The following is a 19925-nucleotide window of genomic DNA, read 5'->3' on the forward strand; positions in this document are numbered from 1 at the left end:
ATTTCGTCAATCAGATGCGCGAAAGTCGCTGCGGTAGAGGCCGGGCGATCGTCCGGTCAATCGTTTGAATGCCTGCGAGAACGACGGCACCGATTCATATCCGACGGCGCGCCCGATCTCGCCGATGTTCTGGTTCGTTTCCCGCAGCGCCCTGGCGGCAAGGTTCATCCGCCACCGGGTCACATAGGATAGCGGCGGCTGTCCTACCAGTTGAGCGAAGCGACGCGCGAAGGTGGCTCGAGACTGTGCCGCGCCGCTGGCAAGGGAAGCGATAGTCCAGGGATTGCCCGGCTGCTCGTGGATCATGCGCAAAGCCTGCGCAATGCCTTTGTCGCGCAAGGCGCCAAACCATCCCCCTGTTCCGAGTGGCTGATGTTCGATCCAGGCACGCAACAAGAAGATCAACGTGCTGTCGAGAAGGCGTGGGGCGACAATGTCGTGGCCGCCGAGATCGCCTTTCGCTTCGACCTGCAGAAGTTCCAGGGCAAGCCGCAGCGGCTCGCTGGTGCCAATCTGATTTCGGGTCAAATGGATCAGCGGAGGAAGCAGCGAAACCATCGGGTATGGCCCGACGCCGTCGAGTGAATATCTCGCACAAAGAAGAGTTGTCGCGCCGCTTTCGCTTTTCGGTTCCGCTCCGCTCCGATTCGCGGAAAGGACGGCGGATATCGATGCCGTCGGTGCATCCGCCGGATTGCAAAGGGTATGCCCGATACCGCTCGCGACAAGGATGACATCTCCCTCGCCTAAGCGGATCGGCTCCCTTTCACCGGCTAACCGCAGCCAGCATTCGCCGTTCTGGATGACGTGGATGGCGGCATTCCTTGTCGGATCCACCGAAATACCCCAGGGCCGATGCAGGGTCGCGCTGCCGATCATGGCGCTGCCAAATCTCAGCGAAGCAAGAACTTCGGACAAGGCATCCATGAGAACCATCCTCCGCCGATAACCAGATTGACGATATTAGACGATTGGATAAGAATCTAGGCGAATAGCGTATCGACCGTCTCACAAGCGTGGCTGATCATGTTGGCAATATCGGCCTGCGGACGCTCCCGTCCACACCGGGCAGAAGCAGGCACCTGAAGGAGCAAAAACATGCGTGACGAACCATCAAATCCAGTTCCAGCCAAGATCCATAATTCGCTCGAGACCAACAAGACGATCGTCCTGGACTTCATCGACAAAGCGGTAAACCAGGGCAACATCGAAGCTGCTTCGATGCATTTTGGCGAACGCTACATCCAACACAATCCGAACATTGCGGATGGTGCGGACGGCTTCAAAGCCTATCTGCAGCAGCTCAAACAGTCATTTCCCCTCGTAAGGGGAGAGGTGAAGCGGATTTTTGCAGAGGGGGATTTCGTCATTGTGCACATGCACGCAAAACGCGAACCGGAGGAGGAGGGCCTGGCCATTGTCGACATTTTCAGGCTGAAGGACAGCAAGCTGGTCGAACACTGGGAAGTTCGGCAGCCTATTGCCGATAGCAAGCTGCACGCCAACAGCATGATCTGAATGCGCATAGGCTCTCAGGTTGGCTTGTGCCCGCACGTTTCGCTGATTACGCTGCCGGCGGCAGGGCCAGCACCGGGAGACCATCCGTGAGCATCGAATTTCTATTGACGTCGCTGATTGTCGTGGCTTCGCCCGGTACCGGCGTTCTCTATACGCTGAGCGCCGGGCTCTCGCGTGGTGCGCGCGCCAGCATCATTGCCGCTTTCGGCTGCACGCTCGGCATCATTCCGCACATGGCGGCCGCCATCACCGGCCTCGCGGCGCTGCTGCACACCAGTGCCGTCGCCTTCGAGACGCTGAAATATCTCGGCGTCGCCTACCTGCTCTACATGGCCTGGAACACGCTGAAGGAGAAGGGTGGCCTGAGCGTCGAAGAAAATGTTGCGCCGCGCTCGGCCGGCAAAGTGATCACTTCGGGCATCCTCATCAACATCCTCAACCCAAAACTGTCGATCTTCTTCTTTGCCTTCCTGCCGCAATTCGTCAGCACCACCGAACCGCATGCGCTGTCGAAGATGCTGGAACTCAGCAGCATCTTCATGCTGCTCACCTTCGTGGTCTTTGTCGGCTACGGCGTTTTCGCGGCGTCAATCCGCAGCCATGTCGTGTCGCGGCCAAAGGTGCTGACCTGGATGCGCCGTACCTTCGCCGGAGCCTTTGTCATGCTCGGCGCCAAACTGGCGCTGGCGGACCGGTAGACAGGAAGGTCGCGGGCAGCGCAAATCTATCCCTTCACATAGCCCATGGCCTCGACAATCTGCCCGTCCGCCACGCGCATCAGGTTGACGCCGCGCAGCGAATTGCCGTCGGCCATCCAGTAGCGCCAGCGGATCGTCGCCCGATCACCGGCGACGAAAGTTTCTTCAATGTCGAAGCGCGTGCCGGGTCCGGTTGCGATCGCCGACCACAGTTCGACGCAGGCGCCCTTGCCGATGCGGCGGGCGCCGTCCGGGGCCGGCGTGGTGTTCTCGATCACGCAATCTTCCGCCACCAGATCGTCGAGCGCCGACGGGTCGTGGCGCTGGAAGACGTCGTTGTAGCGCCGCATGATCTCGGCCGTTTCGGCGGAGCGTTTGGCGGCGGCGATGTCGATGACGAGTTCCTGTGTCATTGGATATTCCTTCCCTTCAGTGATCGGTAGCGGTTTCGATGAGGCGGGCCTTGAGCGTGATCACTGCGACGCCGGCCAGCGCCCGCGACACGAGGCAGCTCTCCTTGGCCGTCTGCGCCAGCCGCTCGAACTCCCCCGCCGCCAACCCGGCGACGCTTGCCTCGGTCTCCAGCTCGATGCGGGTCAGCGTCGGTCCGGCCGCGGTGGCGCCGAGATGCGCTTTGGCGATCGTGTGGATGCGTGCGGGAGTGTAACCTTCGCGGCCGAGGACGGTGCTCAGCGCCATCGAGAAGCAGCCGGCATGCGCCGCCGCAATCAATTCCTCGGGGTTGGTGCCGGGACCGTTCTCGAAACGCGACGGGAACGAGTAGGCGCCTTCGAAGACGCCGCTGCCGAGCTTCAGCCGGCCCGAACCTTCCTTCAACGATCCCTGCCATTGGGCCTCTGCTTCACGAATGGTCATTGTGTCTCTCCTTTGATTTGAGGGTCGATCAGATTTTGGGGCGGACCAGTCAGGCGCCGTTGACGACCACTTTCCCGAAGACGTCGCCTTGCTGGAAATAGCGGTAGGCGTCGTTGGCCTCGTCGAAGGCGAACACCTTGTCGATGACAGGCTTAAGCCGATGCACCGAGATGGCGCGCAGCATGGCTTCGAGGTTGGTGCGATTGCCGACGAACAGGCGGCTGATGGTGGCGAGGCTGCGCTGGTAGACCGGGCCGGGGATCTGCACCGTCCCGCCTTTCGCATCCTGTATGGTGAGAAGCACGATGCGCCCGTAAAGCGCGCAGGCGATCATCGATTGCGCGAAGGTCGGCGGGCCGCCGGTCTCGACGACGAGGTCGATGCCGCCGGTCTGCTCGCGCACCGCAGCACCCCATTCCGGCATGTCGGCGGTCGAGACGACGAGGTCGGCGCCCAGCGCCCGCAGCCGGTCCAGCTTCTCGTTGCGCGAGCTGACTGCCACGACACGGCAGCCGAGCAGCTTGGCGAATTGCAGCGCAAATAGCGCGACGCCACCTGAACCGATGACAAGAACCCATTGGCCGGGCTTCGGCATTTCGGCCGCCGTCACGGCATTCCAGGCGGTCAGGCCGGCGCAGGTTAGTGTCGCCGCTTGATGCCAGTCGAGATGATCGGGAAGCCGCACCGCCCATTGCTCGTCGAGCACGGCGTATTCGGCCAGCATCCCGTCCAGCGTGCAGCCGAGCTGGTCGATCAGACCGGCATTGATGCGGCCATCGATCCAGCGCGCAAAATAACTGCCGGTGACGCGGTCGCCGACGGCAAAGCGGGTGACGGCCTCGCCGACGGCAACGACTTCGCCGGCGCCGTCGCTCAGTGGGATAACGCCTTGGCGCGGCGCCAGCGGGTAGGTGCCGTTGAGGATCATCGTATCGCGGCGGTTGAGCGAAGCGGCGCGGACACGCACGACGATCTCGTGCGGCTTCGGCGTCGGCTGCGCCTCGTCGCGCATCACCAGGCACTTGGTCCCGCAGGTTTCTTCAAGACGATAACTGCGCATTTGCCTCTCGCATATGTAGACTGATCTACATATTATATAGACCGATTGTCATATTCGAGGCAAGGCCTATAATGCTCACTCCTGACAGAGGTTGACATGGCGAACGACACCCGTACCCGCATACTCGAGACCACGGGGCGCCTGCTTCGGCAGCGCGGCTATCACGGCACTTCGCTCAACGACATATTGAGCGCCTCAGGCGCGCCGAGAGGCTCGCTCTATTTTCATTTTCCGGGCGGCAAGGACCAGCTGGTCATCGAGGTGACGCGCGACAGCGTCGAGGACGTCTCGAAAAGGCTGGGCGAGGCCCTTGCGGCCGAAAAGGACCCGGCGGTGGCCGTCCACCACATCTACCAGTCGGTCGCGCGCATGCTGGAAGACAATCGGTTCACGCTCGGTTGCCCGATCGCGCCCGTGGTCTTGGACTCGCCGATCGACATGCCGGAACTGGCCGAATTGTGCCGGTCCGCCTTCGAGCAATGGATAGGCTTGCTCAGGGCGGCCTTCGTCAGGGCAGGGGTGCCCGAGCGACGCGCGCACGCGCTGGCGCTGCTGGTCGAATCATCGCTGGAAGGGCTGATGGTGATCGCACGCGCCACCCACGACCGCGCCCCGGTGCTGGCGGTAGCCGATGAGGTCGCGGCGCTGATTGAGGGCGCTTTGCCGGCCAAGAGTGCCACTGCCGCGGTGCATTGATATCGCCGCTTGAGCCGGGGCAGCCCGCTATGAAGCAAACAAAAAGGGCGGCATCGCTGCCGCCCTTTCCGAAAGCTTGCGAGATTGGCTGGATTAGAAATCCATGCCACCCATGCCGCCCATGCCGCCGCCGCCCATGCCGCCAGGCATGCCGCCGCCAGCCGACTCCTTCTTCGGAGCCTCCGCGATCATGGCTTCGGTGGTGACCAGCAGGCCGGCGACCGAGGCCGCGTCCTGCAGAGCCGTGCGCACAACCTTGACCGGATCGACGATACCCATGGCGATCATGTCGCCATATTCGCCGGTCTGGGCGTTGTAGCCGAAGGTTGCCCCCTTGTTCTCAAGGATCTTGCCGGCAACGATCGATGCTTCCGCACCGGCGTTGGCCGCGATCTGGCGGGCCGGAGCCTGCAGCGCGCGGCGCACGATGTTGATGCCGGCGGCCTGGTCGGAGTTGGCGCCGGTTGCCTTGATGCTCAGCGAAGCGCGCAGCAGTGCGACGCCGCCGCCGGGAACGATGCCTTCTTCGACGGCCGCGCGGGTCGCGTTGAGGGCGTCATCGACGCGGTCCTTCTTTTCCTTGACTTCCACTTCGGTCGCACCGCCGACGCGGATGACGGCAACGCCGCCCGCCAGCTTGGCGAGACGTTCCTGCAGCTTCTCCTTGTCGTAGTCCGAGGTGGTCTCCTCGATCTGCTGCTTGATCTGGGCGACGCGGCCCTGGATTTCGGCCTTCTTGCCGGCGCCGTCGACGATGGTGGTGTTCTCCTTGGAGATCGACACCTTCTTGGCGCGGCCGAGCATGTTCAGGCCGACATTCTCGAGCTTGATGCCGAGGTCTTCGGAAATGACCTGGCCACCGGTGAGGATGGCGATGTCTTCCAGCATGGCCTTGCGGCGATCACCAAAGCCCGGCGCCTTGACGGCGGCGATTTTCAGGCCACCGCGCAGCTTGTTGACGACCAGCGTGGCCAGGGCCTCGCCTTCGACATCTTCCGAGATGATGACCAGCGGCTTCGAGGTCTGCACGACGGCCTCGAGGATCGGCAGCATGGCCTGCAGATTGGAGAGCTTCTTCTCGTGGAGAAGAATGTAGGCGTCTTCCAGATCCGCAACCATCTTCTCGGCGTTGGTGACGAAGTAGGGCGAGAGATAGCCGCGGTCGAACTGCATGCCTTCAACGACTTCAAGCTCGGTCTCGGCGGTCTTTGCTTCCTCGACGGTGATGACGCCCTCATTGCCGACCTTCTGCATCGCTTCCGCGATCATCGAGCCGACCGACACGTCGCCATTGCCGGCGATGGTGCCGACCTGGGCAACCTCTTCCGAGGTCTTGATCTTCTTGGCGTTCTTGATCAGCGTCGCGACGACGTCGGCGACGGCGAGGTCGATGCCGCGCTTGAGGTCCATCGGGTTCATGCCGGCGGCAACCGACTTGTGGCCTTCCTGGACGATCGACTGTGCCAGAACGGTCGCGGTGGTGGTGCCGTCGCCGGCGATGTCGTTGGTCTTCGAAGCAACTTCGCGGACCATCTGCGCGCCCATGTTTTCGAACTTGTCCTCAAGCTCGATTTCCTTGGCGACGGTGACGCCGTCCTTGGTGATGCGCGGTGCGCCGAACGACTTGTCGATGACGACGTTGCGGCCCTTGGGGCCGAGCGTGACCTTCACCGCGTCGGCGAGGATGTTGACGCCGCGCAGCATGCGCTCACGAGCGTCGCGGGAGAATTTTACGTCTTTGGCAGCCATTTTTAGCTCCTGGCAGGGGCTTGGATTGAGCCCGAAGATTTAAATGAGGGTGAGGCCGATATTCAGCCGATGATGCCCATGATGTCGGATTCCTTCATGATCAGAAGGTCTTCGCCATTGAGCTTGACTTCGGTGCCCGACCACTTGCCGAACAGGATGCGGTCGCCGGCCTTGACGTCCAGCGGGACGAGCTTGCCGGCTTCGTCGCGGGCGCCGGAACCGACGGCGATGATCTCGCCTTCCTGCGGCTTTTCCTTAGCCGTATCGGGGATGATGATCCCGCCCGCGGTCTTGGATTCGGATTCGACCCGACGAACGACCACGCGGTCATGAAGCGGGCGGAACTTCGACTTTGCCATTTTTTATTCCTCGATGAGAATGGTGAGAACAGTTCCTCCGTCCGGCGGCGCCGGACATGTGGTTAGCACTCATCTTGGGGGAGTGCTAACGTGGCGCTGAAATAGGCTGGCAACTCGCGCGAGTCAAGGCGCCCGCTGGGCATAATCAGGACAATTGCTTCAAACGGATACTTGACCAAGTCAACTAAATCGCTGATCTTGCCGGGAGGAGGATGCCATGACCATTCATCATCACCCAGGCAAGGAGCGGATCGACGCGGTGCGGGCCTTCAACCGCTTCTACACCCGCCAGATCGGGCTGCTCGACGAAGGGCTGCTGAAAAGCACCTTCTCGCTGACCGAGGCGCGGGTGCTCTATGAGCTGGCGCATCGCGATGGCCTGACCGCCACCGACCTTGCGCGCGATCTCGGCCTCGATGCCGGTTATCTCAGCCGGCTGCTGAAGAAGTTCGAGGAGCGTGACCTGGTCGAGCGCGCCACGATCGAGGCGGATGCACGGCGCTCGTCGATCGCGCTGACCAAGGCCGGGCGGCAGGCCTTCGCGCCGCTGAACCAGGGTTCGCACGACCAGGTCGCGGCTTTGCTCGAACGGCTTTCGGTTGCCGAACAGGACAGGCTGGTCAAGGCCATGCAGACGGTGCAGCGTTTGCTGGGCGGAAGCGCCGAGCCCAAAATTCCCTATATGCTGCGGCCTCTGCAAGTCGGCGACATCGGCTGGATCATTCATCGCCAGGGCCTGCTCTACGCGCAGGAATATGGCTGGGACGAAACCTATGAAGCGCTGGTCGCCGAAATCCTCGGTGCCTTCGTCAAATTCTTCGATCCGAAATGGGAACGCAGCTGGATCGCCGAGCGGGAAGGGGAGGTCGTCGGCTCGGTCTTCGTCGTGCGCCAGTCGGACGCGGTGGCGAAGTTGCGCCTGCTCTATGTCGAGCCGTCGGCGCGCGGCCTCGGCATCGGCAAGCGGCTGGTCGAGGAATGTATCGGCTTCTGCCGCGCCACGGGTTACAGGACACTGACGCTGTGGACCAACGACGTACTCGCCGCCGCCCGCCACATCTATGAGGCTGCGGGCTTTAAATTGACCAACGAGGAGCGCCACCATTCCTTCGGCAAGGATCTGGTCGGCCAGAACTGGAATTTGGAGCTGTAGCAGCGCCGCAGAATTTCGAGCATCGGCCTGGGGCGGTCGCTCAGGTCGCAGGCTTAATGTTTTGGTTCAAGCGAAAGAAATTGGTGGGATCATACTTGTTCTTTAGTGCGGCCAACCTCGGATAATTCTCGCCGTAAGCCGCCAGAACCCGATCAGTGCCTTCTTCGCCGAGATTATTCGCATAGACGCCGCCGGTCGAGAACGGTCTCATTGCATCCCACAGGTCGCGCGCCCATCGGATGTGCGTTTCGTCGTCAGACGGGTAGTCCCAGATCGATATCGGGAAGCAATCGTAAAGCGCATCCCGATTGGCGTAGGGCGTTCCGTCCATCGGTACTCGCGAGATGGCGCCGCCAACCTGCTGCAGGACCAGAAGCGATTCGCTGGGTGCAGTCATGTAAGCCGCAAGCATGGTATCGATCGCCTGATCTGTGATTTCGCGCATGAACTGCGCCTTCCAGTAGTAGCGCCGCCCGCGCGGAAAGAGGCTGTCCCCGGCCGATTGGATTTGAAGATAGGGGACAGGAGCAATCCGGCGCTCAACTGGCGTGCCATACTCTCTCAGAGGTTGAATGATTTGCTGGCCTTCGTCGAGGGGGCCGATGTAGCACGCCGATATGCTGAAGAAGCGTTCGCCCGAGGGCGCCGTCACAAGTGCTGCATCCAGGCTCAGCTCATCCGGGGCGCCGCTCGAGAACCGCATCGCTTCGCGTCACAAGCGCCCGGCGTAATAAATTGCTAACCACGATCGCCCTGCACCGACTGCCATGCACACTCGCCGGCTTCTGGCACAATCCGGCTCCTTGAATTATAAGCACGCTTATTATATATGTCGCTCATGGTTTCCGACGGCATCGACAGATTGGGCTTTTTGATCCACGACGTGCAGCGCCTGATGCGCAAGCGCTTCGAAGCGCGCGCCAGTGGTTTCGGCCTTTCTTCGGCGCAGTGGCGGCTTCTGGTCCGCGTCGCCAAGGAGGCGGGTGTCGCGCAGGCGCGGCTTGCCGAGCTTCTCGAAATCGAGCCGATCAGCGTCTCGCGTCTTGTCGATCGCATGGAGGAGGGCGGCTGGATAGAGCGTCGTCCCGACGCAACCGACAGGCGAGTGCGCATGATTTTCCCGACCGCCAAGGCAAACGCGGCCTACACCCACGTCAAGAGCCTTGCCGGCGAGGTCTATGAGGAATCGCTCGTTGGCGTTTCGCCGGAAGATCGCCGCGTCCTGGTCAGGGCGCTGGAGACAATGGTGCAGAATCTTGCAGATGGTGAGGCGCCGCCCTCGGAAAAAGTGAAGAATACGGAAGGCGCAGCAGCATGAACGCGGTAGCCAAACTAGATGAGAATGCGGCCAAGCTGGAGCTGGAAGCTCCCGCGAAGCCGGCGGCAGCTCCGGTAACGGTCGCTCCGCAGATAGCTCCGGCGCCGGTGGCGCCGAAGCAGAAGCGCCGTGCCGGCCGCTTCCTTTTGATGTTTGTGCTGCCCGCTGCGTTGATCGCCGGCGGCAGCTATGTCTGGGTGACCGGCGGCCGCTATCAGGAGACCGAGAACGCCAATCTGCAGCAGGCCAAGGTGTCGATAGCCGCCGATACGGCGGGCCGCATCGTTCAGGTCGACATTTTCGACAACCAGTCTGTCAACCAGGGCGACGTGTTGTTCGCTATCGATCCCGAGCCCTACCGGATCGCATTGGCCCAGGCCGACGCGGCGGTGGCCGGCGCACGGCTCAATGTCGAGCAGCTGCGTGCGGCCTACAGCCAGGCGCTGGCGCAGGAGAAGTCCGACGAAAGCCAGGTCCAGTACGCGCAGTCGCAATATGACCGCGCCGCCGACCTTGCCCGCAAGGGCATCAACGCCAAGTCGTCTCTGGACGAAGCCAAGAACGACCTCGACAAGGCGAAGCAGCAGCTGGCCGTGGCCCAGCAAGGGATCGTCAGCGCCAAGGCGGCACTTGGCGGCAATCCCGACATCGAGACCGACAAGCATCCAACGGTAATGGCGGCGCTCGCCGCACGCGACAAGGCGGCCTACGATCTGGTCCAGACCACGGTCAAGGCACCAGCCGACGGCATCATCAGCCAGGCCGCTTCGTTCAAGGTCGGCCAGTATGTCGGTTCGGGCACGCCGCTGTTTTCGCTGGTCGAGACCGGCGACACCTGGGTCGACGCCAATTTCAAGGAAACCCAGCTCACCAACATGAAACCCGGCCAGAAGGCCGAGATCATGGTCGATACTTATCCGGGCAAGACGTTCGAAGCCACCGTCAAGGCGATCGGCGCCGGCACCGGCGCCGAGTTCTCGCTGCTGCCCGCGCAGAACGCTACCGGCAACTGGGTCAAGGTCACGCAGCGCATTCCGGTCCGCCTGGAATTGACCGATGCCGACGCCAAGGCGGCGCTGCGCACCGGCATGAGCGCGACCGTCACGGTGGACACCGGCGTTTCCCGCGGGCTGCCGAGCATTTTCCGCCGCGCCACGGCAGGCGAGGCCAGGTAAGAGGCCAGGTAAAGAGGCCTGGTAGCGGCCGCATATAGCAAACAGCGAGATGGATGCAGGATTGGTCCGAGGGAGGCGCAGGAAAAGTTGAATGCGTAGACGGGCTGCGCTGTAGCCTGCCTCAGCAGACAACGTCGCGCAGGATCTTCGGTCCTCAGGTTTCCGGGCGGCAGGCGCCCGCTTTGTCGAGACGCTCAGTCGATGTAACCCCCACATCGATGCTCGCGTCCCACCGCGATGAGGGTCTCTCTACAGCGGGGCCTCGCCGTCCGGAAACCTAATGTACACGTTTTTGTTACCTGCTGGAAGTTTTACGTCATGAGCAGCCCAGAACCCTTTCGCGAAGTACCGCACCGCGGCCTGATCACAGTTGCGCTCATGCTTGCGACGATCATGCAGGCGCTCGACACGACGATCGCCAACGTTGCGCTGCCGACCATGACCGGCGATCTCGGCGCCTCCCCCGACAACATCAACTGGGTGTTGACCTCCTACATCGTTGCCGCGGCGATCATGACGCCGGTGACCGGTTGGCTGGCCGACCGCTTCGGTCGCAAGGAGCTGTTCCTGACGGCCGTGGTCGGTTTCACCGTCTTTTCAATGCTGTGCGGCATCGCCTGGAGCCTTGAGACCATCGTTTTGTTCCGGCTCATGCAAGGCGTGTTCGGTGCGGCCATCGTGCCGCTGTCGCAGACCTTCCTGCTCGACATCAACCCCAGGGAACGCCACGGCCAGGCCATGGCCATCTGGGGCGCCGGCATCATGCTGGGACCGATCCTTGGCCCGACGCTGGGTGGCTGGCTGACCGAGAATTTCAACTGGCGCTGGGTGTTCTTCATCAACCTGCCGGTCGGCATCATCGCCTTCCTTGGCATGGCGGCATATCTTCCCAGCGTCGCCCGGCGGGTGCGCAGCTTCGATTTCTTCGGCTTCACCATGCTCTCGCTCGGTGTCGGCGCGCTGCAGCTGATGCTCGATCGCGGCGGCGAGGTCGACTGGTTTTCCTCGATCGAGATATGGATCGAGCTTGGTCTTTCCATCACCGGTTTCTGGGTATTCACCATCCACACGTTGACGGCGGAGCACCCCTTTATCGACCCGAAGATCTTCCTCGATCGCAATTTCGTCACCGGGCTCGCGTTCATCTTTGTCATGGGCGTGCTCATCCTGGCGAGCATGTCGCTGCTGCCGCCAATGCTGTCGACCATCTTCGGTTATCCGACCCTCACCATCGGCATCGTCTTGGGGCCGCGCGGTGTCGGCACGATGATCGCGATGCTGTTCGTCGGGCGGATCATGCACAGGATCGATGCCAGGATCCTCGTCGTCATCGGCTTCCTGCTGACCGCGCAATCGCTCTACACGATGTCGAGCTTTTCGCCGCAGATGGACAACTGGCTTATCCTCAGTTCCGGCGTCATCCAGGGCCTTGGAATGGGAATGGTGTTCGTGCCGCTGTCCACCGTGGCTTTCGCCACGCTCGACGCACGTTTCCGCACCGATGCAACGGCGCTGTTCAGCCTGGTGCGCAATCTTGGCTCGTCGATCGGCGTATCGGTGGTGACGGTTCTGCTGGTACGCAACACGCAGATCAACCATGCCGAGCTTTCGGCCTACATCAATCCGTTCAATCCCAACCTCTGGGCGGCATCGCCGGCAGCGGCGGGCGGCGATCCGACGGCGCTGTCGCTGATGGATCGCATGGTCAATGTCCAGGCGATGATGATCTCCTACGTCAATGACTTCAAGCTGCTGATGATGATGACGCTGCTTGCTGTCCCGTTTGTTTTCCTGCTGCGCAAGCCAAAGGCTGCGCCGCCCGCCGGTGGGACGCCTGCCGCGCATTTGGACTAAGCCTCAGGGCTTACGGCAACCGCGACCGGCCACGGTTTCCGTTGCCGTGCCGGTCGCGTCGGCGTTGAGCCAGGTTCACCTGCCATTAGTATATCCGGACCAATATGCAGTCGCTTTTGGGTTGAAGGCGAGCCTCCTTTGCTTGCCTCAAGCATCAGCGGGAGGAATTGTGTTTGGCCACGAAGTCATCCAGGCAAACCGCCGACGCGCCCGAATCCGCAAATTTAACGACGCTGGCACAACTGGCGACTGCCTCATATGAGGCCCTCGAGCGCGAGCTTCGCGCCACGATTGCGGCACTTCAGGACCAGGCACTGCGGTTCCAGACCGCGATAGAGAACATCTCGCAAGGCATCTGTTTCTTTGACGCCGATGAACGGCTGATCCTGTGCAATCGACGCTACACGGAAATCTATCGCCTTGCCCCGGAGCAATTGCAGCCGGGTGCGGCGCTGCGCGAAATCGTCGAGCGGCGCGTCGCTGTCGGAACCTCGGCAATGAATGCGGACGCTTATCTGGCGTTGGCCCGGGCAGTCAATTCGGGCACGGCTTCGGGGAACTGGACAGCCGAGCTCGCCGATGGCCGGACAATTCAGGTCTGCCATCAGCCGATGCCTGACGGCGGCTGGGTGGCCACGCATGAGGACATCAGCGAGCTCAGCGCCAACCGCTTGGTCGTCGACGAGCGTATCTCCTTGCAGACGCTCATCGACCTGGTGCCTGACTACATGTGGGTGAAGGACACCGAAAGCCGCTTCGTCGTCGCCAACCGAGCCATTGCGTCCGACAGCGGTCGAGACAGCACGAGCGACATGATCGGTCTGAGCGACTTCGACCTTCACGCGCCGGATCTTGCGCAGAAATTTCGCCTCATCGAGCAGCAACTGATGCGCGACGGACAACCGATGGTCGACGAGGAGGAGTTCGTCGTCGATGCGTCAGGCACCGGCAAATGGTTCCTGTCTACGAAACTGCCGTTGCGCAACGTTCAGAACAACATTTTCGGCCTCGTCGGCATTGCCCGTGACATCACTGCGCGCAAGCAGGCCGAAATCCTTCGCGACGGGCAGGCGCATATCCTCGAGATGATCGCAAAGAGCGCTCCCCTCGAAGACGTGCTCGAGCGGCTCATGCGTCTGGTCGAGTCCCAACTGGCGGGGATATTCGGTTCGGTCTTGCTGCTCGACAAGGATGGCAGCCACTTGCGCCACGCCGCCGCGCCGAGCCTGGCGAGAGACTACACCGACGCCGTCGACGGCGCCGCGGTAGGCCCAAGGGCAGGGTCTTGCGGTACCGCAGTCTATCGGCGCGAGCCGGTGATTGTCGCTGATATCATGCAGGATCCGCTTTGGCAGGACTATCGCGAACTCGCGCGGCCACACGGTTTGCGTTCATGCTGGTCGACACCGATCCTGTCGCATCAGGGCGCCGTGCTCGGCGTCTTTGCGATGTATTCTATGACGGTGCGCGAACCGACCGAGGCCGAGACTCGCCTCATCGATTTCACCACGCGCATCGCCGGGATCGCCATCGAACGCAAACAGGCCGAAGACCGGATCCACTTCATGGCCAATCATGACGTGCTGACCGGGCTTCCCAATCGCGCCTTGTTGGAGGACCGGCTTTCACAGGCGGTCTTGTACGCCCAGCGATACGATCGCTGGGTGACGGTGGTGTTCATTGATCTGGACAATTTCAAATTCGTCAACGACACGCTCGGCCACAATGCCGGCGACGAGCTTCTGAAGACCGTCGCAAGTCGCATGGTCGACTGCGTCCGGGCGACCGATACCGTCGTGCGGCTTGGCGGCGACGAATTCGTCGTCGTGCTTTTCGACCAGCCGGCGAACGTCGATCTCGTTTCCGAGACCTTGCAAAAGCTCAGGGCTGCACTCGCCGAACCGGTTCGGCTCGGAGCGCATCTTGTGCGGGCGACGGCCAGCATCGGCATTGCCAACTATCCCAAGGATGGGACGGATCCCGATACGCTGCTGGCAAATGCCGACGCGGCCATGTATCGCGCCAAGGAGTTCGGCCGCGATAATTTCCAGTTTTACGCTCCGGAGTTCAACACCAGGGCGCATGAAAAATTCGTGCTTCAGGAAGAGTTGCGAAACGCCTTGGCGCGTTCGGAATTCACGCTGCTCTACCAACCGCAGGTGGACCTTCGGTCAGGTCGGGTTTTTGCGGTCGAGGCGCTGATACGCTGGAACCACCCAACGCTTGGCACGGTAATGCCGACGATGTTCATCCCGACCGCCGAGGAGACAGGTCTGATCGTACCGATCGGCGACTGGGTTCTGCATGAGGCGTGCCGGCAGAACAAAGCCTGGCAAGACGCAGGACTGCCGCCCTTGACCGTTTGCGTGAATGTGTCGGCGCGGCAATTCAGGGAGCGCAACCTGATCGATCGCATCGTCAGCGCGCTGAAGGACAGCGGCCTGGAGGCCAGGTATCTCGAGCTGGAGGTGACCGAGAGCCTTATCATGCAGGATATCGAGCTGGCGGTCGCCACCATGAACGCCCTGCAAAGCCTGGGTGTCCAGATCTCGATCGATGATTTCGGCACCGGCTATTCCAGCCTCAGTGCACTCAAGACCTTTCCCGTGGCGCGGCTGAAGATCGACAAGTCCTTCATCAAGGATCTCGCCGCCGACGAGAACGATCAGGCTGTGGCCAGCGCGGTGATTTCATTGGGGCAAAATCTCAACCTGAGGGTCATCGCCGAGGGCGTTGAGACAGATGATCAGGTTGCTTTCCTGCGCAGGAACAATTGCGACGAAATGCAGGGCTATCATTTCAGCAGGCCGGTTTGTGCGCAGGAGATCGAGGAATTGCTCGGCGGCGGCCGCAAAGACTGACGGATCGGTCGCCAGCAGGCTTCCGCCGTCCAAATGGTGGAAGTTATCTGCCGAGCACAAGGCACCAGTAGCGAAGCGTGCTGTCGCGGCCGTCGCGCACATAGGCGAGGCCGAAGCGGGTGAAGCGCGGGTCGAGCATGTTGCGGCGGTGGCCTGGCGAATGCACCCAGATATCGAACAGCTTCTGCTGGTCGAAGCGGCCTTCGGCAATATTTTCGGCGGCAGCGCCGGCAATGCCATTGTCTTTGACGCGCGAGGCAAAGTCCTTGCCCCAGCCGGTGGTGTGATTCATTCGGCCGCCGCGTGCCATATATCCGGCCTGCTGGAGCGCCGCCTGCTCGAGCCGGGCATCGGGGGCGAGCGGCCCCAGACCCGCCGAAGCGCGGATGCCGGCCAGCGTGCCGGCGGCGGAAGCAGAGACACCGGCGCTTTCACCGGTAGGCAGCACGGCGGTTGCGCAGGCGGTGAGCCCGGCAAGGGCGCCAAGGCCGGCAGCTCTGAGCAGCACGCGCCTGCTTAGGCTTGGTTGGGCCTGATAATTTTCGATTTTCGTAACGGTCATGCCCGCCTGACATAACCGCGATCATGGCTTTTGCCGGGCAGGGCGGTGAAAATGCGTGATGAATGGTTTTGACGCGATGACACTTTGTCAGATTGATTTCACCGCTCAATCGAAACAGGCCTGCTCGGATGGCAGCATTCGCCCAGACGGCTGTTCGGGCTCGATACTCCCAGGAGCTCGATACCCAGTCAGGCCTTCACGGACAGAGAGTTTCTTTTGCCCTACCTTTGCGGCTTCACGAGCGCTGGCGAGGTATCCTCGGTTGCAAATTTTCGCTGGGGGATATCGCTTGCAGTGACGACCGCAGCGATTCGTACGCCTGAGCACCAAGCAGCCTTCGGTATTGGTCTTCGAGACGCTGATTGAAATCGTGGACGGTCCGGATCACCGCAAGCGCCGCGTCAGTTGCAACGATTAATTTGGCCCGTCTGTCGTTCGGATCATGCGAACGCCGAACATAACCGAGGCGCTCCAGTTCATCGATCAACTCACCCATCGATGCTTTGCCAATGCCCGCACGCTGTGCGAGGACGCTGGGTCGGGTTCCTTCTGCGTCGATGTTGGCGAATACAGCGCCGTGTTTGGGCTTGATTGCCGCATGGCCGCTCTCCCGGAGAACCTGGACCAAGGCGCTCGCCGACGATTGATAAGCATAGAGAAGCAGAGACTGCGTGTAGGGCTGATTATCCATCTTTTCAAACTTATATGGTGCCCATATAGTATGGCAACCGAACTATATGACAGGAGATCAGCATGGCTACCGGCAACGTCCGAACTGAAGGGGTGGAAAGTGTCGCGCACAGGCTGATCGAAGCTTGGAATCGTCACGATGCTCGCGCCTTTGCCGCCGTATTCGCGGCAGATGCCGAATTTACAAACGTCTTCGGGATGCAGGCGACTGGACGTGACAAGATCGAGCAGTTCCATGCCCCAATTTTTGAGAAGATGTTCAAGTACAGCCATCTATCCGCCGAAAGCGTGCGGAACAGGCTTGTTCGCCCTGATGTTGCCACGCTCGACCTGCGGTGGTCCATGACTGGCGCGCTCGATCCGATGGGAAACGAATGGCCGCGTCGGCGCGGATTAATCAGCGTAGTGGCGACGCGGGATCATGATGAATGGTTGATTGCAACGATGCACAATATGGAACTTGGGGACGATCAAATGGCAAAGTCTCAGGAGAAACTTCAAGAGGATAAGTAGGCTCTTCGTTCACGTCAGGATCGAAAGCGACAGCCAGCCAGCATGGTCAAGCCGATCTGATCGGGCAACGAGATCGAACGGCGGATCAGGTGATCAGGATTGGCGAGCTATGCTACAGGAGTTGGTGCCGGATGGCGGTGCCTTGTCCCGGTTTGGCTGGCCACAATGGCGCGCCCCATAGCCGGTCGCCTTGGTCTTGCGGAATCTAATGTATGAACGGCTTGGAGCGCTCTGGCTCTCGCCGGCAGTTCTTTGCGGCGGTGATCGCCGGTCGGCTATTCCGCCGCCACGAGTTTGATTTCCGGCGTCGATGTAGCCCGGTCGGCCCGATCGTCCTCGGTATCTTCCCACCAATCGCCCAGGGCGTCGATGAGTGGCACAAGTTTGAGACCGGGCTCCGTGAGGTCGTAATCCACGCGAAGCGGATAGCCGGTACGCGCCGTTCGCCGCACGATCCCGGCTTCCTCCAGCTTGCGCAGTTCCAGCGCCAGAATGCGGTGCGAAACTGTCGGGTTGTCACGCCTCAAATCGCTGAAGCGCTTGGTCCCGTCCTTGAGGTAGTAGAGCAGCAAGGTGGGCCAGCGACCGCTGAGCACACGCATAGTCTCCTCGATCGGGCAGCGTGAGACGACATCTTTCATGGCGGGGACCTGGTTACAGAATAGTGCGTAATTTACATGGGGCGACCAGCGTTTAGGGTCAAGTTTCGCTGCGCAGCGTAATCCCTAAATCATGGAAGAGACAAAGAAATGGAACCTATTCTCCTTTACGGCTTCCCGCTGGGAAGTTCGATGGGCTTGTCGCTGCATTTGAACGCGTCGGACAACCCTACCGCCTGTGTCGCGTCGATATGCTCACTGAGATGAAGAACGACGCCTATGCCAGCATCAACGGTCGTCAGGAAACACCGGTGTTGATCACGGACGAGGGCAGGGTGCTCACCGAGACCATGGCGATTGCCGCCTGGCTCGAAGCCCGCGATACGCAACGCCGTATCAGCTTCGATCCTCGCTCGCCGGAGGGCGACCGGATGCATCAGCTGATGGCTTTCGTGAACACCGGTTTCACCGCCGCTTTCACCCCGCTCTGGGCCGCATATGAAATGGAGTCGGCGGAACCGGTGCTGCTGGCGACCTTGCGTGATTTCGGCCGCAAGGTCGTTACCAACCGCCATGACCAGCTCGAGGCGATGATCCTCGACACGGATTTCCTGGTCGGCGACCGGCCGACGCTTGCCGATACCACGCTGATCGGCGTAGCGCGCTGGGCGGAGTTCCACCAGGCGGTCGACGGCGCAGCTTATCCCAGGCTGGCGGCGCTACGCCGCCGCATCGAAGCCGATCCGGCCGTGCGATACGCACAGGCCATCGAGGGTGGCGAAAAGCCGGCGGGTTCGGGTGCCTGTCTTGGCCATGTCCCCCTGGCCGAAGTGATCGATCGTTTCGCTGCCTAGCTTTTGTCACACATCTCAGCCGCGCGGCGCCAAAGTGTGGTGCCGCGCGGTGACCGCCCGTGGCTTTGGCCGGGCAGGGCAAACAATCTGTGCCCGATTAGTCAGGTGATCAGGTGGGATGCGTTGACACGCATCCAGTCGGCCAGCGAATCCAGCGTGCCACGCAAGGTTCTACCCAGCGGCGTTATCTCATACTCCACGCGCGGCGGCATCTCGGCATAGACCCTCCGATAGACCAGACCGCGATGTTCGAACAGGCGCAGCTGCCGCGTGAGCTCCTTTTGCGTAATCGGTGCGACGGCCCTCTGGAGCTCGCCGAAGCGGATCGGACAACCGGTGACGATCAGGCGATAAAGAATGGGAATGGCCCATTTTCCCGAAACCAGATTGACGAAATCGATCATCGGGCAACGATCGGTCGTGCCATTTCCGCCTTCGACTGGCGTTACCTCGATGGCTTTTGCCTGCGCCATGAAATTATTTCCTTTAGTACCCATTCGGTGTCTACTATACAAAGCATACTATCGTGTCGACAATGCCATTCTCATCGTCTTTGGGAAGGCAAATCATGGGTCGCCAAATCATGGGTCGCTTGAAAGGCAAATATGCCCTCATTACCGGGGCAACCAGTGGCATCGGTCTCGAAACCGCGCGCCAGTTCCTGGCCGAGGGTGCGACGGTGGCAATCACCGGCAGGAGCCCGTCCGGGCTGGAAGCTGCGCAGCGCGAGCTGGGCGGATCGGCGCAGGTGATCAGGAATGATGCCGGCAACCTCGCCGATCAGCGTGCGCTTGCCGCCGAACTCGCGCAGTGCTGGCCTCGGCTCGACATACTGAACATCAACGCCGGTGATGTGATGCATCAGCCCCTGCAGGATTGGGACGAGGTGGTCTATGACCGTCTGATGCAGACCAATCTCAAGGGGCCGTTCTTTTTGATCCAAGCCCTGTTGCCGATGTTCTCCAACCCGTCATCGATCATCCTGTGCGGTTCGGTCAGTGCCCATATCGGCCTGCCCCAGAGTAGCGCCTACGCCGCCAGCAAGGCTGGCCTCCTGTCGTTGGCGCGCACCCTCTCGGGTGAGATGATCGAGCGCGGTATTCGCGTCAATGGCCTCAGCCCCGGGCCGACCGAGACGCCGGCCTTGGGCAAGCTGGGTCTGCCCGAAGCGGACGAGAAGGCGCTTGGCGATCAGATACGCGCGCTAGTGCCGATCGGCCGGATGGGCAAACCTTGGGAACTCGCCAAGGCGGCGGTGTTTCTAGCATCGGATGAGTCGAGCTTCGTCGTTGGCACGGAACTGCTCGTCGATGGTGGCGTCGGAAATCTATAACCGGGATTTACCATCGTGACCATCGACTTGGCGACAATCACCCCTAAATCGACTACC

At 61.4% G+C, this 19925-nt stretch carries 22 protein-coding genes; 11 read left to right on the forward strand and 11 right to left on the reverse strand.

Annotated elements, in window-relative coordinates; translation table 11 throughout:
* Positions 1-6: 6 nt before the first annotated feature.
* Positions 7-936 carry an AraC family transcriptional regulator gene (locus tag NKH99_RS07285; RefSeq protein WP_353013370.1) on the reverse strand — a complete coding sequence of 310 codons (930 nt, stop codon included), beginning with the start codon at positions 934-936 and terminating at the stop codon, positions 7-9.
* 162 nt (positions 937-1098) lie between these two features.
* Here NKH99_RS07285 and NKH99_RS07290 point away from each other — a divergent pair, with 162 nt between their 5' ends.
* Entirely contained in the window at positions 1099-1518 is a 420-nt protein-coding gene (locus NKH99_RS07290) for a nuclear transport factor 2 family protein (RefSeq protein ID WP_352684920.1), read from the forward strand.
* Between the two features lie 86 nt (positions 1519-1604).
* On the forward strand, positions 1605-2216 hold the full coding sequence (locus NKH99_RS07295) for a LysE family translocator (RefSeq protein WP_352684918.1): 612 nt from the start codon (positions 1605-1607) through the stop codon (positions 2214-2216).
* Between the two features lie 26 nt (positions 2217-2242).
* Here NKH99_RS07295 and NKH99_RS07300 read toward each other — a convergent pair whose 3' ends face one another.
* The 3 genes from NKH99_RS07300 to NKH99_RS07310 are packed head-to-tail and all read right to left on the reverse strand — an operon-like array spanning position 2243 to position 4152.
* The gene (locus NKH99_RS07300; RefSeq protein WP_352569753.1) at positions 2243-2629 is read right to left on the reverse strand and encodes a nuclear transport factor 2 family protein; all 387 of its coding nucleotides are present in this window, start codon (positions 2627-2629) and stop codon (positions 2243-2245) included.
* A 16-nt stretch (positions 2630-2645) separates the two neighbouring features.
* Positions 2646-3092 carry an OsmC family protein gene (locus NKH99_RS07305; protein ID WP_353013372.1) on the reverse strand — a complete coding sequence of 149 codons (447 nt, stop codon included), beginning with the start codon at positions 3090-3092 and terminating at the stop codon, positions 2646-2648.
* Positions 3093-3141: 49 nt separating this feature from the next.
* Complete coding sequence (locus NKH99_RS07310; protein ID WP_353013374.1) at positions 3142-4152, reverse strand: zinc-dependent alcohol dehydrogenase family protein; 1011 nt, start codon at positions 4150-4152, stop codon at positions 3142-3144.
* Between the two features lie 96 nt (positions 4153-4248).
* Between NKH99_RS07310 and NKH99_RS07315 the strand changes: the two genes are divergently transcribed.
* Positions 4249-4848 (forward strand): TetR/AcrR family transcriptional regulator, encoded by a 600-nt coding sequence (locus NKH99_RS07315; protein WP_352684914.1) that lies wholly within the window; start codon positions 4249-4251, stop codon positions 4846-4848.
* A 93-nt stretch (positions 4849-4941) separates the two neighbouring features.
* Here the strand turns inward: NKH99_RS07315 and groL are convergent, their stop codons facing one another.
* Positions 4942-6597, reverse strand: a complete 1656-nt coding sequence (gene groL / locus NKH99_RS07320; RefSeq protein ID WP_352541606.1) for a chaperonin GroEL — start codon at positions 6595-6597, stop codon at positions 4942-4944.
* Positions 6598-6659: 62 nt separating this feature from the next.
* Positions 6660-6956: a co-chaperone GroES gene (groES, locus tag NKH99_RS07325; protein ID WP_006203049.1), complete on the reverse strand. Its 297-nt coding sequence runs from the start codon at positions 6954-6956 to the stop codon at positions 6660-6662.
* A 217-nt stretch (positions 6957-7173) separates the two neighbouring features.
* Between groES and NKH99_RS07330 the strand changes: the two genes are divergently transcribed.
* Positions 7174-8109 carry a bifunctional helix-turn-helix transcriptional regulator/GNAT family N-acetyltransferase gene (locus NKH99_RS07330; protein WP_352971419.1) on the forward strand — a complete coding sequence of 312 codons (936 nt, stop codon included), beginning with the start codon at positions 7174-7176 and terminating at the stop codon, positions 8107-8109.
* A 40-nt stretch (positions 8110-8149) separates the two neighbouring features.
* Here NKH99_RS07330 and NKH99_RS07335 read toward each other — a convergent pair whose 3' ends face one another.
* Positions 8150-8812, reverse strand: a complete 663-nt coding sequence (locus NKH99_RS07335) for an FAD-binding oxidoreductase (protein ID WP_353013376.1) — start codon at positions 8810-8812, stop codon at positions 8150-8152.
* 135 nt (positions 8813-8947) lie between these two features.
* Between NKH99_RS07335 and NKH99_RS07340 the strand changes: the two genes are divergently transcribed.
* The 4 genes from NKH99_RS07340 to NKH99_RS07355 all read left to right on the forward strand — a co-directional run bounded on the left by NKH99_RS07340 (position 8948) and on the right by NKH99_RS07355 (position 15317).
* Positions 8948-9427 (forward strand): MarR family winged helix-turn-helix transcriptional regulator, encoded by a 480-nt coding sequence (locus NKH99_RS07340; RefSeq protein WP_352503401.1) that lies wholly within the window; start codon positions 8948-8950, stop codon positions 9425-9427.
* A complete protein-coding gene (locus tag NKH99_RS07345) occupies positions 9424-10602 on the forward strand; it encodes an HlyD family secretion protein (RefSeq protein WP_352926235.1) in 1179 nt (392 codons plus the stop codon). The genes NKH99_RS07340 and NKH99_RS07345 overlap by 4 nt, the downstream gene beginning before the upstream one ends.
* A 318-nt stretch (positions 10603-10920) precedes the next feature.
* Positions 10921-12456 carry a DHA2 family efflux MFS transporter permease subunit gene (locus NKH99_RS07350; RefSeq protein ID WP_353013379.1) on the forward strand — a complete coding sequence of 512 codons (1536 nt, stop codon included), beginning with the start codon at positions 10921-10923 and terminating at the stop codon, positions 12454-12456.
* Positions 12457-12629: 173 nt separating this feature from the next.
* Positions 12630-15317, forward strand: a complete 2688-nt coding sequence (locus tag NKH99_RS07355; protein WP_352926232.1) for an EAL domain-containing protein — start codon at positions 12630-12632, stop codon at positions 15315-15317.
* A gap of 43 nt (positions 15318-15360) precedes the next feature.
* Here the strand turns inward: NKH99_RS07355 and NKH99_RS07360 are convergent, their stop codons facing one another.
* Positions 15361-15879 (reverse strand): CAP domain-containing protein, encoded by a 519-nt coding sequence (locus NKH99_RS07360; protein ID WP_352503378.1) that lies wholly within the window; start codon positions 15877-15879, stop codon positions 15361-15363.
* Positions 15880-16114: 235 nt separating this feature from the next.
* A complete protein-coding gene (locus NKH99_RS07365; protein WP_352503377.1) occupies positions 16115-16570 on the reverse strand; it encodes a MarR family winged helix-turn-helix transcriptional regulator in 456 nt (151 codons plus the stop codon).
* Positions 16571-16632: 62 nt separating this feature from the next.
* On the opposite strand from NKH99_RS07365, the gene NKH99_RS07370 reads away from it, so the two are divergent.
* Complete coding sequence (locus tag NKH99_RS07370) at positions 16633-17082, forward strand: SgcJ/EcaC family oxidoreductase (RefSeq protein WP_352541600.1); 450 nt, start codon at positions 16633-16635, stop codon at positions 17080-17082.
* A 275-nt stretch (positions 17083-17357) separates the two neighbouring features.
* On the opposite strand, the gene NKH99_RS07375 is transcribed toward NKH99_RS07370, so the two are convergent.
* Positions 17358-17723, reverse strand: coding sequence for a winged helix-turn-helix transcriptional regulator (locus tag NKH99_RS07375; RefSeq protein WP_352503375.1), 366 nt, complete (start codon positions 17721-17723; stop codon positions 17358-17360).
* 209 nt (positions 17724-17932) lie between these two features.
* On the opposite strand from NKH99_RS07375, the gene NKH99_RS07380 reads away from it, so the two are divergent.
* The gene (locus NKH99_RS07380) at positions 17933-18535 is read left to right on the forward strand and encodes a glutathione S-transferase family protein (RefSeq protein ID WP_353013383.1); all 603 of its coding nucleotides are present in this window, start codon (positions 17933-17935) and stop codon (positions 18533-18535) included.
* 101 nt (positions 18536-18636) lie between these two features.
* Here NKH99_RS07380 and NKH99_RS07385 read toward each other — a convergent pair whose 3' ends face one another.
* Positions 18637-19008, reverse strand: a complete 372-nt coding sequence (locus tag NKH99_RS07385) for a winged helix-turn-helix transcriptional regulator (RefSeq protein WP_352503373.1) — start codon at positions 19006-19008, stop codon at positions 18637-18639.
* A gap of 110 nt (positions 19009-19118) precedes the next feature.
* Between NKH99_RS07385 and NKH99_RS07390 the strand changes: the two genes are divergently transcribed.
* On the forward strand, positions 19119-19868 hold the full coding sequence (locus NKH99_RS07390) for an SDR family oxidoreductase (protein ID WP_352569766.1): 750 nt from the start codon (positions 19119-19121) through the stop codon (positions 19866-19868).
* Positions 19869-19925 lie beyond the last annotated feature (57 nt).

The sequence above is a fragment of the Mesorhizobium sp. M0854 genome (assembly GCF_040319815.1).
In the GTDB taxonomy this organism is placed as follows: domain Bacteria; phylum Pseudomonadota; class Alphaproteobacteria; order Rhizobiales; family Rhizobiaceae; genus Mesorhizobium.

Excerpts from the sequence above, each read along its gene's own strand:
- NKH99_RS07285 (WP_353013370.1), bottom strand. The coding sequence starts at position 936 with ATGGTTCTCATGGATGCCTTGTCCGAAGTTCTTGCTTCGCTGAGATTT.
- NKH99_RS07290 (WP_352684920.1), top strand. The coding sequence starts at position 1,099 with ATGCGTGACGAACCATCAAATCCAGTTCCAGCCAAGATCCATAATTCG.
- NKH99_RS07300 (WP_352569753.1), bottom strand. The coding sequence starts at position 2,629 with ATGACACAGGAACTCGTCATCGACATCGCCGCCGCCAAACGCTCCGCC.
- NKH99_RS07305 (WP_353013372.1), bottom strand. The coding sequence starts at position 3,092 with ATGACCATTCGTGAAGCAGAGGCCCAATGGCAGGGATCGTTGAAGGAA.
- NKH99_RS07310 (WP_353013374.1), bottom strand. The coding sequence starts at position 4,152 with ATGCGCAGTTATCGTCTTGAAGAAACCTGCGGGACCAAGTGCCTGGTG.
- NKH99_RS07315 (WP_352684914.1), top strand. The coding sequence starts at position 4,249 with ATGGCGAACGACACCCGTACCCGCATACTCGAGACCACGGGGCGCCTG.
- groL (WP_352541606.1), bottom strand. The coding sequence starts at position 6,597 with ATGGCTGCCAAAGACGTAAAATTCTCCCGCGACGCTCGTGAGCGCATG.
- groES (WP_006203049.1), bottom strand. The coding sequence starts at position 6,956 with ATGGCAAAGTCGAAGTTCCGCCCGCTTCATGACCGCGTGGTCGTTCGT.
- NKH99_RS07330 (WP_352971419.1), top strand. The coding sequence starts at position 7,174 with ATGACCATTCATCATCACCCAGGCAAGGAGCGGATCGACGCGGTGCGG.
- NKH99_RS07335 (WP_353013376.1), bottom strand. The coding sequence starts at position 8,812 with ATGCGGTTCTCGAGCGGCGCCCCGGATGAGCTGAGCCTGGATGCAGCA.
- NKH99_RS07340 (WP_352503401.1), top strand. The coding sequence starts at position 8,948 with ATGGTTTCCGACGGCATCGACAGATTGGGCTTTTTGATCCACGACGTG.
- NKH99_RS07345 (WP_352926235.1), top strand. The coding sequence starts at position 9,424 with ATGAACGCGGTAGCCAAACTAGATGAGAATGCGGCCAAGCTGGAGCTG.
- NKH99_RS07350 (WP_353013379.1), top strand. The coding sequence starts at position 10,921 with ATGAGCAGCCCAGAACCCTTTCGCGAAGTACCGCACCGCGGCCTGATC.
- NKH99_RS07360 (WP_352503378.1), bottom strand. The coding sequence starts at position 15,879 with ATGACCGTTACGAAAATCGAAAATTATCAGGCCCAACCAAGCCTAAGC.
- NKH99_RS07365 (WP_352503377.1), bottom strand. The coding sequence starts at position 16,570 with ATGGATAATCAGCCCTACACGCAGTCTCTGCTTCTCTATGCTTATCAA.
- NKH99_RS07370 (WP_352541600.1), top strand. The coding sequence starts at position 16,633 with ATGGCTACCGGCAACGTCCGAACTGAAGGGGTGGAAAGTGTCGCGCAC.
- NKH99_RS07375 (WP_352503375.1), bottom strand. The coding sequence starts at position 17,723 with ATGAAAGATGTCGTCTCACGCTGCCCGATCGAGGAGACTATGCGTGTG.
- NKH99_RS07380 (WP_353013383.1), top strand. The coding sequence starts at position 17,933 with ATGCTCACTGAGATGAAGAACGACGCCTATGCCAGCATCAACGGTCGT.
- NKH99_RS07385 (WP_352503373.1), bottom strand. The coding sequence starts at position 19,008 with ATGGCGCAGGCAAAAGCCATCGAGGTAACGCCAGTCGAAGGCGGAAAT.
- NKH99_RS07390 (WP_352569766.1), top strand. The coding sequence starts at position 19,119 with ATGGGTCGCTTGAAAGGCAAATATGCCCTCATTACCGGGGCAACCAGT.